The 15,584-nt window shown below is 42.5% G+C and carries 13 protein-coding genes and 1 other RNA gene; 2 read left to right on the top strand and 12 right to left on the bottom strand.

The genetic code is table 11. The annotated features are described in order from the left end of the window. Positions 1–80: 80 nt before the first annotated feature. The 7 genes from K6V21_RS17715 to K6V21_RS17680 form a co-directional block, all read right to left on the bottom strand. Positions 81–1,799 carry a clostripain-related cysteine peptidase gene (locus tag K6V21_RS17715; RefSeq protein WP_224319400.1) on the bottom strand — a complete coding sequence of 573 codons (1,719 nt, stop codon included), beginning with the start codon at positions 1,797–1,799 and terminating at the stop codon, positions 81–83. Positions 1,800–1,855: 56 nt separating this feature from the next. Further along, complete coding sequence (locus K6V21_RS17710) at positions 1,856–2,260, bottom strand: hypothetical protein (RefSeq protein WP_022210741.1); 405 nt, start codon at positions 2,258–2,260, stop codon at positions 1,856–1,858. A 197-nt stretch (positions 2,261–2,457) separates the two neighbouring features. After that, positions 2,458–3,318, bottom strand: coding sequence for an RNA polymerase sigma factor RpoD/SigA (locus tag K6V21_RS17705; protein WP_007209697.1), 861 nt, complete (start codon positions 3,316–3,318; stop codon positions 2,458–2,460). Between the two features lie 188 nt (positions 3,319–3,506). Further along, positions 3,507–5,081: a trypsin-like peptidase domain-containing protein gene (locus tag K6V21_RS17695; RefSeq protein WP_217714537.1), complete on the bottom strand. Its 1,575-nt coding sequence runs from the start codon at positions 5,079–5,081 to the stop codon at positions 3,507–3,509. A gap of 300 nt (positions 5,082–5,381) precedes the next feature. Next, a complete protein-coding gene (locus K6V21_RS17690; protein WP_224319399.1) occupies positions 5,382–6,716 on the bottom strand; it encodes a transglutaminase-like domain-containing protein in 1,335 nt (444 codons plus the stop codon). 58 nt (positions 6,717–6,774) lie between these two features. After that, positions 6,775–7,941 (bottom strand): dipeptide epimerase, encoded by a 1,167-nt coding sequence (locus K6V21_RS17685; RefSeq protein ID WP_224319398.1) that lies wholly within the window; start codon positions 7,939–7,941, stop codon positions 6,775–6,777. A 111-nt stretch (positions 7,942–8,052) separates the two neighbouring features. Next, a complete protein-coding gene (locus K6V21_RS17680) occupies positions 8,053–9,255 on the bottom strand; it encodes an NlpC/P60 family protein (protein WP_060408388.1) in 1,203 nt (400 codons plus the stop codon). Positions 9,256–9,586: 331 nt separating this feature from the next. Between K6V21_RS17680 and rnpB the strand changes: the two genes are divergently transcribed. Both rnpB and K6V21_RS17670 read left to right on the top strand, forming a co-directional pair. Further along, positions 9,587–9,988, top strand: an RNA gene (gene rnpB, locus K6V21_RS17675) — RNase P RNA component class A. Positions 9,989–10,099: 111 nt separating this feature from the next. After that, a complete protein-coding gene (locus K6V21_RS17670) occupies positions 10,100–11,416 on the top strand; it encodes a YihY/virulence factor BrkB family protein (protein ID WP_007209704.1) in 1,317 nt (438 codons plus the stop codon). Positions 11,417–11,503: 87 nt separating this feature from the next. Here K6V21_RS17670 and K6V21_RS17665 read toward each other — a convergent pair whose 3' ends face one another. The 5 genes from K6V21_RS17665 to pstA all read right to left on the bottom strand — a co-directional run bounded on the left by K6V21_RS17665 (position 11,504) and on the right by pstA (position 15,563). Next, positions 11,504–12,040, bottom strand: a complete 537-nt coding sequence (locus K6V21_RS17665) for a nitroreductase family protein (RefSeq protein ID WP_217714540.1) — start codon at positions 12,038–12,040, stop codon at positions 11,504–11,506. A gap of 97 nt (positions 12,041–12,137) precedes the next feature. After that, the gene (locus K6V21_RS17660; protein ID WP_224319397.1) at positions 12,138–12,740 is read right to left on the bottom strand and encodes a riboflavin synthase; all 603 of its coding nucleotides are present in this window, start codon (positions 12,738–12,740) and stop codon (positions 12,138–12,140) included. Positions 12,741–13,167: 427 nt separating this feature from the next. After that, positions 13,168–13,863 (bottom strand): phosphate signaling complex protein PhoU, encoded by a 696-nt coding sequence (gene phoU, locus K6V21_RS17655; protein ID WP_007209708.1) that lies wholly within the window; start codon positions 13,861–13,863, stop codon positions 13,168–13,170. A 59-nt stretch (positions 13,864–13,922) separates the two neighbouring features. After that, positions 13,923–14,678 carry a phosphate ABC transporter ATP-binding protein PstB gene (gene pstB, locus K6V21_RS17650; RefSeq protein ID WP_022210907.1) on the bottom strand — a complete coding sequence of 252 codons (756 nt, stop codon included), beginning with the start codon at positions 14,676–14,678 and terminating at the stop codon, positions 13,923–13,925. 24 nt (positions 14,679–14,702) lie between these two features. Continuing rightward, the gene (gene pstA / locus K6V21_RS17645) at positions 14,703–15,563 is read right to left on the bottom strand and encodes a phosphate ABC transporter permease PstA (protein ID WP_410490256.1); all 861 of its coding nucleotides are present in this window, start codon (positions 15,561–15,563) and stop codon (positions 14,703–14,705) included. Between the last annotated feature and the right edge of the window lie 21 nt (positions 15,564–15,584).

Genomic DNA, 15,584 nt, shown 5'->3' with positions numbered 1-15,584 from the left:
GCATAAGAAGAGACACAGATATCCGGTTTGAGGCTAATTTACAGGCTCAAACACCACACTTATATATTAAAAAGAAAATATTACCAGCCTAATGCAGCAAAGCCGGCGAATGTATACCACTCAGTAGAGCGATATGCTTTATCAGTAACAGTATTAGAAACTGAAGGAATATAGCAGGACACTCCATTAGTGCCTTCCATAGAAAACATACCAATATAAGCAGAATAGTTCATAGAAGTAGTCGCCCAATATACTACAGCTGCGTCAAAAGCCTGCCTCCACGTTAGATAACCACCATTATCAGTAATTTTTTTCATCATATTTGCCATATCATAATAACCTACATGACCATCCTGAAATCCATCAGAACCTCGACGTTTATCATAATCAAAAATCAAACTGCGCAATTGCACATTATCAACTACTCCAGGCAAAACCTGTTTCGTTATTCTTGCCAGATCAACCAATTTATCCGTTCTCAGCGCACACACAGAGGCACCTGCTGTCCAATTACTATTTGACAAACCTTTACCTTCATTATATTTAGCCGCATAAGGTTCATAATAGGCCTTAGCAATATTCACTGCCGCATCCTCAGCAGAAAACATAGCAGGAACAACTACATCATACGAGGCACCAGGACCCGGAATTTCAGTCGGAGAACCTATACAATAATCCGTATAATCACGTAACTCATAGGCAACCTCTACTGCCTGCATGAAACAAGCATCGAACAATATAAAATCAAAATGAGGAGCATACTTTAATATCTCAACAAATTCAGAGATATTCATTCTATTATCACCATTACCTTTATCCTGGCCTACCCAACGAGTACCGGCACGCAACGGATAAGGCAACCATCCATCACCATGTGACCAATAAACCAATCCATAACTGTCAGCCTGATATTTGGAATTCGAAAAGACTTTTGCAAAAACTTCCTGCGTTTCAGATACACCTACAGAATTACGACTTCCATAAGTTTCCACTACCGTTTCCACTACTGCCCCCTTTTCATTCTTCAGCTCAAGCAGACGAGGAGATTTACCATCATCTATATAAACCAGAAAATGCACATTAGAATCTTGAACTTTCGCCATACCCGCTTTCATCTCCGCTAAATCCAAAGAAGCAAATGAAGCAAGGGTATTATCCGCCGCAATATATGCAAGAACCGTACGAGTTCCTTTGAAGACAGTCACTTTACAGGAAGCCATCATCGCACCATCCTCCGTTACAGCCACAATGGTAGTACTTCCGGCCTTTAAAGCCGTAACCTTACCATTTACATCAACCATTGCCACACTTTCATCATTCGAAACCCAAGCGACTTTTTTGTTTGTAGCATCATCTGGCGTGATGACGACTTGCAAGCTTTCACTTTGCCCTTCTGTTAGCGAAAGAGTACTTTTATTCAATGCAACATCGGTTACAGGTATCTCAGGTTCCACAGCCCCATCACCACAAGTCACAGTACATGTCGCAACCTCCGCACCATCTTCCGTAATCACCACTACAACTACAGTTCCGGTTGCCAAGGCTGTTACTTCACCATTTGCATTCACCGTAGCCACACTAGTATCGCTAGATTTCCAGGTAACCTTTTTATTTGTAGCATTATCCGGAGTAACAGTAGCTATCAAACTCCCACTTCCTCCTATTTCTAACGCAAGGGTAGTCTTATTCAATGACACACCTGTTACAGGAATAACATCCGGCTCTATATCATCGTCAACACATGCAATTAGCAATGCAGAAAGACAAATCCACAAAAAGAAGTAAAGTTTCGTTTTCATGACTACAGTCTATTATTTTAAGTAAATTCCTTAACCTCTTAAGGAAATAAAGCAAATTACTCTTCCGGCTTCTTGAAACGGAAAGCTTCAGGAGCAATAGGCATCAATACTATCGTTTTATTCTTCTTATACTTGCTCTTCACTTTTGCTGCCTCCTTTTCTAACTTCTTCTTGTTTTCAGAGAAATAGATCATGCAAGTATAGTCAAGAGATTTCAAATCATATTCCAAATAATTCTTCAACTGATACGTATAAAGATCACGTTTAGGCAAGAATCCACCCTTATCCAACTTCACACTATCCAATACCTGAATATCGGTAAAATACACCACTGTGTCATTGAAAGAGGCAGCAACACCAAATGCATACACAGCTTTTTCTCCTTTACCCTTCTTGAATGAGAACGCCGAGCACACCATAAAAACTAAAGCTACAGCAAAAAGTATACGAACGTATTTCATAATCTGTTTTTTATTATATATGTTGGCGACAAAGATAATGCAAACCGAGAGCAAAATAAAAAGAATTCATTCATTTTTTTATGCTGAGATACAGCTTATCTTCACTTTTATAATAAGGATAACAAAAAAACCGGTGATCAGATCATGATCTACCGGTTTTTAATTCCTTCTATTTGTCGGAAATTGATATTTCTTACTTATCCTAAATAAGACTTGAGCAATTTACTACGATTACTTTGTCTTAATCTTCTAATTGCTTTTTCCTTAATCTGGCGTACACGCTCACGGGTCAAACCGAATTTGTCGCCGATTTCTTCTAATGTCATTTCTTGTTGTCCGATACCGAAAAACATCTGTATGATTTCTTTTTCCCTATCGGTTAACGTAGAAAGTGCTCTATCAATTTCCCTCGCAAGAGACTCGTTCACCAAAGAGCGATCCGCCATAGGAGAGTCGTCGTTTACCAACACATCCAGCAAGCTGTTGTCTTCTCCTTCTACAAAAGGTGCGTCCACCGAAATGTGGCGTCCGGATACCTTCAGCGTATCAGAGATCTTATCAACAGGGATTTCCAGTTCATCTGCCAACTCTTCGGGAGACGGGCGACGTTCATTTTCCTGTTCGAACTTGGAGAATGCTTTGCTGATTTTATTCAGCGAGCCTACCTGATTCAACGGAAGACGCACGATACGCGACTGCTCTGCCAAAGCCTGCAAAATGGACTGACGTATCCACCATACTGCATAACTGATGAATTTGAAACCACGTGTTTCATCGAACTTTTCGGCGGCCTTGATCAGTCCTAAATTACCCTCGTTAATCAAGTCGGGCAAACTCAAACCTTGGTTCTGGTACTGCTTGGCCACAGATACAACGAAACGCAGATTGGCACGTGTCAACTTCTCCAGTGCGATACGGTCACCCTTGCGGATGCGTTGAGCGAGCTCTACCTCCTCTTCGACAGTTATGAGGTCTTCGCGACCGATTTCCTGCAAATACTTGTCAAGAGAAGCGCTCTCTCTGTTAGTGATACTTTTTGTAATCTTAAGTTGTCTCATTCTTCTAAAACAGATTTGGGTTGCAAAGTTACGACAAATTATTTTGTTACAAGCAAACTTGCCCTAACTTTTTTATCTTATTCACTATACAATATAAACAAAAAGAATGCCGACAAGTTAGTTGTCGACACCCTTTTTCTTCTTTGTTAGCTAATATTACAATCTTCTTACCTAAAAATCATACCTTATTATTCTTGAGTCAAATCTACCGCATAGTTAGCACGCTTACCTGACGGGAACATACCTGTAATAAAGAGTACTTGATCCGGAGATTTCGTAGCTTCCTTCATTACTTTTTCCAAGTCTTCTACAGTTCTCATCTGCACGCCATTGGCTTTCAAGATAATGAAACCTTTACGAATACCTGCGGCTCCCATTTTACCGCTGTTTACACCTGTCACTTCAAGGCCATAACCAAGATTCAATTGCTTCTTCAATTCATCGGGTATAGGACGGAAGGCTGCGCCAAGAATATCCATTCCGGCATCTTTTACAACTTTCGTAGTACCTTGCTCATTCTTCAGCGTCACTTCAACGGTCTTTTCCTTCTTATCACGTATCAATTTCACTTTTACCTTATCACCAGGGCGATGTTTAGCCAAAGCTTCCTGCAAATCGGCAAATTTATGAATAGGTTTATCGTCAATACCAATAAGAACATCATCAACCTTGATATCAGCACCTGCAGCAGAACTACCTTCAACAATTTCTCCTACTAAAAGGCCATCAACAACACCTGATTTTTCACGAGCTTCCTTTTTAAATTCACTCAGTTTCTTACCACTCTTATCTATCGCACGTTGAGTATCACCCGGTTCTTCTACAAGCGGAGTAACAGCAACACCCAGTTTCACACGTTGAACTGTACCGAATTGCTTCAAATCAGCAACAACTTTCTTCATAATACTGGTAGGAATGGCAAAACCATAACCTGTATTTGATCCCGTCGGGGAGAAAAGAGCAGCATTGATACCAATTAATTCACCACGCGCATTTACTAAAGCACCACCACTATTACCTTGATTAATCGCGGCATCAGTCTGAATGTACGACTCAATGCTTTCCGTACCAGTCTGCTGCCCCATTCCTAAAGAACGCGCTTTAGCACTGACAATCCCCGCAGTCACCGTAGAGGTAAGATTAAACGGATTACCTACAGCAAGCACCCATTCACCAACTTTCAATGCATCAGAGTCACCTACCGGAATAGTTGGAAAATCATCTCCCTCTATTTTGATCAAGGCAAGGTCTGTGACTTCATCCGTACCAATAATACGTCCTTTAAGCTGACGATTGTCATTCAGCGTCACACTGATTTCATCTGCACCTGCAATTACGTGATTGTTCGTTACGATATATCCATCTTTAGAGATGATAACGCCGGAACCAAAACCTGTACGTTCAGGGGTCTGTACCTGACGTCTTTGCGTACCGCCCCGACCACCGAAAAATTCACCGAAGAAATCAGAGAACGGATCTCTAACTTCTACTTCCTGAACTTTGGAAGTCTGAGTAGAACGAATATGCACCACAGCGTGAACTGAATTTTCTGCTGCTTGCGTCAAATCTACAGGTTGCGCATCAACGGCATTATAAGAAGCCAAACGTACGTTCGGATTTTGCTGGAACATTTCATTGAATGCACTGGTACTATCAGCAGGCATATTTTTTTGCAGCATCTTATAGGTGGTTAAACCTGCTACTCCTGCGCTGAGAAGTACGATAGCTGCAACCCCGAGAATGTTTTTTGTTGTCTGTTTCATACTAATTTTCTATTCTTTTAATTGTTAATATTCAAGTTTCGTTTAACATTTCGACGTTAAAATAACGACAAAAATCGTTCACTTATTCCGCTTGTCACTCTTTTTTGTTCTCTTTTAACAGTGAACTTTTAGGGCTTAACAGCGGTTAACGGCAGAGCCTGACAATTTTACATTTATGCACGTTTACTGACGTGAAAATAAGGCAGATAGGTGTTAATAAGAAACAGACCGTCTATTCAATAAAAACAGATGATCTGTCAGAGGCAAACAGATCATCTGTTTTCAGGAGGTGATATTTACTTAATTATCAAGGTATTCTATATCCATGTGATAATCCCACTTCGGAAAATAAAGGTTACCTCCCTCCCATTCCACTTCACCACGCTGGAAATCCACTGTTTCACTACGAGGATATTTCTTCTCGGGCACCAGCGGCATACCGTAATCACTATTCACTATCATACGCCAAGAGTCGATACCACCCAGGAAGAAATATTCTTCATCTGCATTACGGGCAAAAGCAGGGACGCCAAATGATTGGTCTACAGGAACCCAGCCAATGCCTTCAAAATAGATTTCCGCCCAGTCGTGCAAGTTCCATGCCTTAGGATGCATCATAAAACCACTCTGAAAATGGGCAGGAATACCACTGATACGACAAAGTGTAATAAACAGCAGACTAACCTGACCGCAATCACCCTTATGGTTATCTAATACGTATTCGGGAATATTCTCTATAGTAGAGTATTCCCGGGCAGAAGCCCAGGGGAAGTTATCATTCACCCAACGGAAGATACGTTTAGCTTTCAACAAAGGATTAGTTTCCCCAGCTGTCAATTTGGCAGCAAGTTCACGCATACGTGGTGAGAAAATGATATGCTTCTCACGTTCAGCGGTATATTCCTTATATATAGAAGAAGCTGTATCATAAGGCTGAATATCTTCCGGTTTCAGATTATGCCATTCAGCATTAGCTGTATACTCGAAACTTTCAGAGAATACGGTTGGCTGATCTTGCACTGCACGCTTTTCCATATAGAGAGTGCTATGAAGGCAATCCTGTGGAGAAAAAGTATACTTGGATTCGCTAGCAGAGATGAATTTTACATCTTGCTGACGCGACTGGTCGGTACGTGGGTAAGGAAGCCAGCAGCGGATAAGCTCTCCGGCAGGAACGGCATTACTGTCTACCGTGAGCATATAGATGACTCGCATTCGTTTGGGAGCAGTGATAGGATTACCACTCTTTTTCACACTTGCAATGACTTCGGGCAGATTCTCCATATTCACTTTTTCACTGCCACTGAGGGAGACGCCATCTTTGGCAGCCTTTATCTTGTAACAGGCAGAGTCTACACGAAATAAATTAGGTGCGGCATTACGGAAATAACGCTTCTCACCATCCAGAGTCATACACTCTAAGGCTTTGGAGGCTTCCCATTGGCGCATTTGCTCATCGGAAACATCAGGGATATACTTACGAATGTAATCTTTCACTTCATCTTCCGTACGAGAGAAATCCGTGAGGAGGCGTTGGTGCAGGTCGTCTTCCCAGACATAGGGCTTGCTTTCCGTTTTTGGGGTACAGGCAGTTACAAGGAAAAGCAAGGCAGCAGCATACAATACTTTTTTCATAATAAGCTAATTTATAGATGATAATTGAGAACGGAAATTGAATTACGATTCAGGATGCTTACAGTTTCACAACCCCGATACCAGGCAAATCAGGTAACGTGATCTTGCCCTTTACGACCTCCATTCCCTTGAAACGGTCGTTGGCGATAAGCAGATTGCCATCCAGGTCAGCAAAGTCAACCGCAGGAGAAAACTGGGCAGCAGCAGAGCAAGCACAGGATGTTTCCGTCATACAGCCCACCATCACTTTCATACCCAAAGCACGTGCTAATGTCACCATCTTCCAGCCTTCACGCATACCGGTACATTTCATCAACTTGATATTGATGCCATGAAATGCACCCTTCAGACCGGCTACATCACTCAAACGTTGCAAAGATTCATCAGCAAAGATAGGCAACGGACTTTGTTGTGTCACCCAGGCAATATCATCCAACTGGGTTTTAGGCATCGGCTGCTCAATCATGACAATCCCTTTTTCTTTCAGCCAATGTATCATATCAATGGCATAATGCTTGTCCGTCCAACCCTGATTAGCATCGACAGCAATAGGCAGGTCGGTCGCCGAACGGATTGTTTCGATCATTTCTTTATCATTTTCACGCCCCAGCTTTACTTTGAGAATATTGAATTGCCCGGCACATTCTCTTGTTTTTTCTCGTACCACATCCGGTGTATCGATACCAATGGTAAAAGTGGTCGAAGGAGCTTTTTCCTTATCCAATCCCCATATCTTATACCACGGAGCTCTCAGCAATTTGCCCACAAGATCGTGCAAAGCAATATCTACAGCAGCTTTAGCGGCGGCATCTCCCGGTGAAAGCTTATCTACATAAGCGAGAATATCCTCCAATTGGAAAGGATCAGGAAACTGTCCGATGATATCCTGAACTTTTTTCAGGAAAGCCAGTACACTTTCCATCGTACCCAGTTCTTTCTGTAAATAAGGCGGCATGGAAGCTTCACCATAACCGATAACACCATCATATTCAATCTCTACTTGCACATCAGGAGTGGTAGTGCGTGAGTAAGTAGCCACTGTAAAAACATGACGTAACTTCAACTCATATGGAAAGAAGCGCAATTTCATCCTGGCATTCACACCACTTTTATTGATATTGAACAGTTTTGGAGCACTTTCTCCTCCAAACACATCATGGATAACCACACCGGAACCCAATGCGGCAAAAGCAGCTGTTTTCAGGAAATCTCTTCTGTTTTGCATAATATTTGTTTTTAAGTTAGAAGCTACGAGCTACGGAGCTACAGGCTACAAGAGCTTTGCAGAATGAAAGCATTGCTACTTGTAGCTTGTAGCTTGTAGTTCGTAACTTTATTATTTATAGTAAGGATTCGTTTCCGTAGTATTCAAGGATGCTTCCTTATTTATATAAGGTAACACGCGCGTAGCAAACAGAAGGCGTCCGAGATTATATTCATCAAAAAGTTCATCGGCAGAATCAAAACTGCTGACATGTACATCACCTTGCGAGTGAATGAAACGTTTGTTACCAATATACATTCCTACATGCACTACACGTTCTTTACGATCTGCTGTAGCTTTACGTCCGAAGAAGATCAAGTCGCCCGGTTGCAGGTTGCTGAAATCAGGAGTGATATCAATATGCTCGCCTACATACGCTTGCTGTGAAGCATCCCGGGGAATGATGATATCATGAATAAAAAGAATAGTGCGCATAAAACCACTGCAATCTATCCCTTTGGAAGAAGTGCCCGCCCAAAGATACGGAACTCCCATCAGCGTATGTGCTGTGCGGATAATGCTGGCAGCATCCTGTTTCAAAGCGGCACGCCATTTCTTTTCCGGCATGGAGATAGATTTGGAAATATAACCGGTCCGCCCGTCGGGATATGCAACCTTATAGAATGCACCTTTCGTTCCCTCCCACTTCAAGCGATTGCCTGCAACTACATCCGAAACAGTCTGCGAAGCCTGATTTGGCTCAGAATACACAAACCCATAATGAGAAGTCACCACAATCTTCTCCGCTGTGTTCCAGACATGAAGTTCTTCTTTCGTTACCGGATGGATACCTACACGATGTACCCAAGCGATATAATTATCCGGTGTCTGAATGCGATACCAACCGTCGTGCTGTAATACGCGGACAGGCATTCCCATCAATCCCTGAGTCATCATTTCGGATGAGAAGTCAGGATCAACCCTAAGATTGGACACCGATACATTTATGATACCATAAGTTTTTCCTTCCAGTGCAGCCTCATCCGGCAATACCTGTAAGCAGTCCATTACTTGATAGTCAGCTTTCGACAGCCCGTTCAGTAATGCAGCTTTCGCCTCGGCCGAAGTAGTCACACCACGTAACATCACATTTTTACCGGAAAAGGAATAATCTACATCAAAGAGTGCTACCCGTTTATCAGGAGCATACTGACGCTTCAAGCTGTCGGACAACTGTGCAACATCCGCAGGAATAGTCCTGTCTCCGATTTCCGAAGCTACCGAATACAACGAAGCAAAAAGGAACAGGGATACGATAGGAATAAGTTTCTTCATTAGCTAAAATGATTTGGGGGTTATTAAGTGTTAGCAAAGTTAGAAATTATTTCTATTTTGGTTATATATTTTCAGGAATATTAAGAAAGTGCTTAAAAATGGAAGCTCCCCGAAGGTTATCTACCCCGTATCAGGTCCGTATCAGGTCCGTACCAGGTCCGTATCAAGTCCGTATCTATAACTATGGAGAAGGTACGGAGAAACTACGGAGAAGATACGGACCGGATACGGAGATCGTACGGAGAAGATACGGAAAAAGCCCTCCCTTACACAAAAACTCTACAAGTTTCTGTGTCCGCTGGCATAAAAATCGTATCTTTGCCGGACAAAAGCAGTTGGTCGGTCTGTCGCTTGCGCTTCGGCGTATGAGGAAAGTCCGGGCAACATAGAGCATCCTACTTCCTAACAGAAAGCTGTCCGCGAGGGTAGAGTAACGTAGAAGAAAATAACCGCCGGTGTCCTTGGGCATGGGTAAGGGTGAGAAGGTAGGGTAAGAGCCTACCAGTCTTGTGGTGACACAAGGGCTGTGCGTCTTGGGAGTTGTAAGGTCATGTAAACCGACGCTATGAGAGCTGCTCGCTCCATGTCGGAGGGTAGACCGCTAAAGCCTGTATGGTGACATGCGGCTCAGATAAATGACAGACACTTTGCTGAATGAAGAATGCTGAATGAATAATGAAGCATTCTTCCTGAAAACAGAGAACAGAACCCGGCTTACAGACCGACTGCTTTTTTTAATTTAAGAACTGAGAATGAGGAATGAAGAATTTCTGCATGATACAACAATTTGATAGAGTTCTCCGTTCTATATTCATAATTCTTCATTCCTAATTCTTCATTGATTATGAATAAACGTATTACTGCTCTTTGGAAATTCCTTACATACGACATCTGGCGTATTACAGAGGATGAAGTCACCAAAACGACTTTTTCCCTCTACAATATAATCAAAACCATTTATCTATGTATCAACCGCTTCACCAAGGACAGACTGGTAAACAATGCCTCTGCACTGACTTATAGCACTTTGCTTGCCATTGTCCCTATACTTGCCATCTTATTTGCCATAGCACGTGGGTTCGGCTTCTCCAATCTGATGGAGAATCAGGTGCGAATGGGATTCGGAGGGCATAACCAGACCACAGAAGTCATCCTCCAATTCGTAGACTCTTATCTTTCCGAAACTAAAAGCGGCATATTTATCGGAGTAGGTTTAATCATGTTGCTATGGACGGTTATCAATCTGATTACCAATATTGAAATCACCTTCAACCGCATCTGGCAAATAAAAAAGGCACGAAGTATGTACCGTAAAATTACGGACTACTTCTCCATGTTCCTGCTGATGCCTATCCTGATTGTAATTTCGGGTGGTCTCTCCATCTTCATGAGCACAACGCTGAAGTACATTGAAGACTTTGTACTGCTTGCCCCTATCCTGAAATTCCTGATCCGCCTCATACCTTTTGCCCTGACCTGGTTCATGTTCACAGGACTGTACATCTATATGCCGAACACTAAAGTGAAGTTCAAGCATGCGCTCATTGCAGGGGTTCTTGCAGGAACGGCACACCAGGCATTCCAGTTTCTATACATCAGTGGTCAGTTGTGGGTATCGCGTTACAATGCTATTTATGGTAGTTTCGCCGCCCTTCCCCTATTCCTGCTATGGTTACAAATATCGTGGACAATCTGCCTGTTTGGTGCAGAACTGACGTATGCGGGACAAAACATACGAAACTTCAGTTTTGACAAAGACACCAAAAATATCAGCCGGAGATATCGGGATTTCGTGGCTATCCTTATCATGTCCCTCATTGCCAAAAGATTTGAGGAGAATGCAAAACCATATACAGCAGAAGAAATATCCGAAGAGTGTCAGATACCGATCCGGTTGACACACCAGATTCTATATGAGTTACAAGAAATAAATCTATTGCATGAAGTAGTGGACGAAAACAATGAAGATATCGGCTATCAACCCTCCATGGATATCAATAAGATGAACGTCGCACTGTTGTTAGACAGACTGGACACGCATGGTTCGGAGGATTTCAAAATAGATAAGGACAAGGAGTTCAGCGAACAATGGGAAGTATTAATGAATGCACGGGAAGAATATTATAAGAGTGCAAGCCATGTGCTACTGAAAGATCTTTAATTTAGAGGGTTAGTGATAAGTGATTAGTACCATGCGGTGTCATAGCGCAGTCTGTTAATCACTTATCACTAACCCTTTATCAATGAATCAGTATTTATTGTAAGAAACCACCTTTTCCTTCGGTTTCCTCGCCTTCTTTCTCTTCTCTTTTACAGAGTAGCCGATGGTGATAACCAATAGCAAGCGCTTAGAAGATGGAATACCGGCCAGCTTCTTAATCTCTTTCTCATCAAACCAGCCAAGAATACAAGAACCTAATCCCTCACTCTCGGCAGCTAAAGTGATATGAGCTGTGGCAATGCCTATATCTATCAAGGGAAAATACTTATCCTTAATCTTTGCACCCAGAAATGAAGTGACATTCATCGATTCTTCCACAACCAGGATATGAACGGGGGCATCCTTAGCAAATTTATTCATCCCCAGTCCGGCAGTAGCTTTGCCTACCTTAACGGAAAGTTCCGGATCATTGATTACGACAAACTTCCACGGTTGCGCATTACAAGCCGATGGTGCCAGACGGGCAGCTTCCAGTATCCGTTCCAGTTTCTCGGGCTCTACAGGACGTGTCATATCATAAGCGCGGTCACTCTGACGGGAGGCTACTAATTGTAAAAAGTCCATTTGATATATGTTTTTATTGCACCACAGATTGCACGGATAAACACTGATTATAAAAGGATAATATTTCTGTGCTATTTGTGTAATCTGTGGTGAACTATTATTTAAACTGGAGCATCCGGCTAATATATTTGCCGATAATGTCAAATTCAATGTTCACTACGCTATCAACTTTGATATCGTGAAAATTGGTATATTCGAAAGTATAAGGAATGATAGCTACCTGGAAAGTATCGTCCGTTGGATTACACACCGTCAGACTAACACCATTCACCGTTACAGAGCCTTTGTCCACAGTAATGTATCCCCGCTTTGCCATCTCCTTATCGAAAGCATACCGGAAAGTGAAGTAATAACTTCCTTCGGCATCTTCTACACTGATACAGGTGGCGGTTTGATCTACATGTCCCTGTACAATATGTCCGTCGAGGCGACCGTTCATCATCATACTGCGCTCTACATTCACCTTGTCTCCTACGTTCAGCAGCCCGAGGTTGGAGCGCTCCAATGTTTCCTTCATGGCTGTAACCGTATAGGTATCCTCTGTCATGCTGACTACCGTAAGGCATACGCCGTTATGAGATACACTCTGGTCTATCTTCAATTCATTTACAAATGAGCACTTGAACGTGAAGTGTACGTTCTCTTGTTCTTTTACCAATGCCACGAGAATGGCACATTCTTCTACTATTCCGGAAAACATAATTCAGTTTACGATTTAATGATTTATAATTCCTTATTTGGAGAACACAAAGATAATGCAAATTGAGCGCACAACTTTCATGCTTGCATGAAAAAGTTCTGCCGGGATGCAGCTAATCTTCTCCAAAGATACGAAATAAAGGGGAATATAGGTACAAAAAAATGGAGCTTTTCACAAAGCCCCATCTTTCAGTTTTCAATAGGTATTAGTTTTTTTTTAAGGTAAAAAGATTGTTTTCAGGATAACGGTGCAAATATAGCGGCTTTTCAGGTTACTTACCAAATTAAAAAACATGTCTTATAACATCTTTTTGAAATTTCTTTGGTTTTATTACCAATTATGCAGCCTTTCTACATCCGCAATCGTTTTCAATGGACAAATATATAGCATTTTTCTAACAAACGCTAAATTTTACCTAAAAAAGAGCTTATTTCTTGCTTAAAGGATAATGTTCGTCCGTTTTTCCGCTATGTTTTAACACTTTTGCATCGATAAAGAAGACTATTTCTTCGGCAATGTTGGTAATATGGTCGCCGGAACGCTCCAACTTACGGAAGACACTTACCAGGTTCAGGCAAGGAAGAACACTGTCCGGATGTTTAGCAATATAACCTGCCAGAATGGTAGTGGCTTCAGCGTTTATTTCATCCAGCAAATTGTCTTTAGCAAAGACTGAAGTTGCCAAATCCTGACTCTCTTCCTGAAGAGCCTTTTTGGCAAGTTCCAGCATGGCAAGTACTTGCGCCTGCATTTCTTCCAGACGTAATTGTTTCAAAAGGTCCGGATCGAGGACAGGCTCTTTACAGTTCAGCACGAAGCGGGCTATACCTTCGGCAAAGTCCCCCAACCGTTCCAGGTTTGTATTGATCTTCAGCATGGCAAGCACAAAACGCAGATCAATAGCTACGGGATTGTACAGGGCAATAATATCTTCTACGTCACTGTCTATTTTCAATTCCAAGGCATTCACGCGACGTTCGCGCACCAACACTTGCTGCGCCAGTTCGCGGTCGAAGGTCAGGACTGCCTCCCCTGCCCGGTCGAGCTGGTTATACACTAAGGTCCACATTTCGTCTATTTCCTTTTTAAGTAAGACGAGTTCCGATTCGATAAACTTTACCATAAATTTCTATTTTAAGATTACTTGTATGATTAATTAGAGGAAAGCAATGAAACAAATGCTTACCCAAAACGTCCCGTAATATAGTTCTGAGTCTCCACTTTCTCGGGGTTCGTAAATATCTTCTTAGTATCGTCAAATTCCACCATTTGCCCCAAATAGAAGAATGCTGTTTTATCACTAACGCGTGCAGCCTGCTGCATATTGTGTGTAACGATAACAATTGTATACTGTTCTTTCAACTCGTGAATAAGCTCTTCTACTTTAGCCGTAGAAATAGGATCGAGCGCAGAGGCCGGCTCGTCCATCAGCAATACGGAGGGAGACACAGCCATGGCGCGGGCTATGCAAAGGCGTTGCTGTTGTCCGCCGGAAAGTGCATAAGCGGAAACCTTCAGCTTATCCTTTACTTCTTCCCACAAGGCGGCCCCCCTCAAGGACTCTTCCACACGCTGACGGATAAAACTATTGTCCGTCACCCCGTTCACCCGAAGACCATAGGCCACATTCTCGAAAATACTTTTTGGAAAAGGATTAGGACGCTGGAACACCATACCTACTTTTTTACGGAGCTCATCCACCTGGACATCTTTTCCGTAGATATCCTTTCCGTCAATATGGATTTCACCTGTCAGGCGGGTATTGGGAATCAGATCGTTCATACGGTTGAATAACCGCAGGAAAGTGGACTTGCCGCATCCCGAAGGACCGATAAAGGCTACCACCGAACGTTCTTCTATCGACATACTGATACCTTTCAGAGCATGAAAGTCACCATACCAGAAGTTTACATTATTTGCTTCTATTTTACCAATCATTTCATTTACTGTTTATTATTCCCGTTAGTTCATCTTTACTTTTTTCTCAAAATACTTCCGTAAGGCATTTGCCAGAAGATTGACAAAGAGAATGATTATTATTAAAACCAAAGCAGTGCCATAAGCCAGCGGAAGCTGAGCTTCCATATCCGTACCACTGGTAGAAATAACATATAGATGATAAGGCAATGCCATGCACTGATCGAGGATACTTGTGGGCAACTGAGGAAGAAAATAAGCGGCACAAGTAAACAGGATGGGTGCGGTCTCACCGGAAACACGTCCCAAAGCAAGAATAAGCCCTGTTATCACATTCGGCATGGCCATTGGCAGAATCACATGCCAGATGGTTTGCAATTTCGTAGCTCCCAAAGCCCGGCTTCCTTCACGCAGGGTATCGGGAATAGCTTTCAGCGCTTCTTCGGTAGTACGGATCACCAAAGGCACGCAGAGCAATCCCAATGTAAGAGAGCCGGCAAGGATACTGTCGCCAAACCCCATATAGTTAACGAACAGAGCCATACCGAAAAGACCAAAGACAATGGAAGGTATCCCGCTCAGATTATTCGTCATCATGCGGATAAGACGAACGATCCAGCCCTTCGGAGCGTATTCATTCATATAAATACCACTCATTACTCCCACCGGAAAGGCAAACAGGGCACTGCCTATCATCAGATAGAATGTTCCGACGATGGCAGGCCAAATACCACCTGCCGTCATGCCGTCCTTCGGCGCGGTAGTCAGAAACTCCCAACTGATAACTCCTATACCTTTATATATAATAAAGCCGAGAATGGCAAAGAGTATCCCTACCACCGTCAGACTCAGCAAACGGAATGTACCGAATGCAATGCGTTGCGAAAGATGTTTCCTATCTATCATACTCATTTTACTTTTCTCTGT

The organism is Bacteroides cellulosilyticus (assembly GCF_020091405.1).
GTDB lineage: Bacteria > Bacteroidota > Bacteroidia > Bacteroidales > Bacteroidaceae > Bacteroides.
The sequence above is the reverse complement of the archived record's forward strand: the minus strand, read 5'-3'. Positions and strand labels throughout refer to the sequence as shown.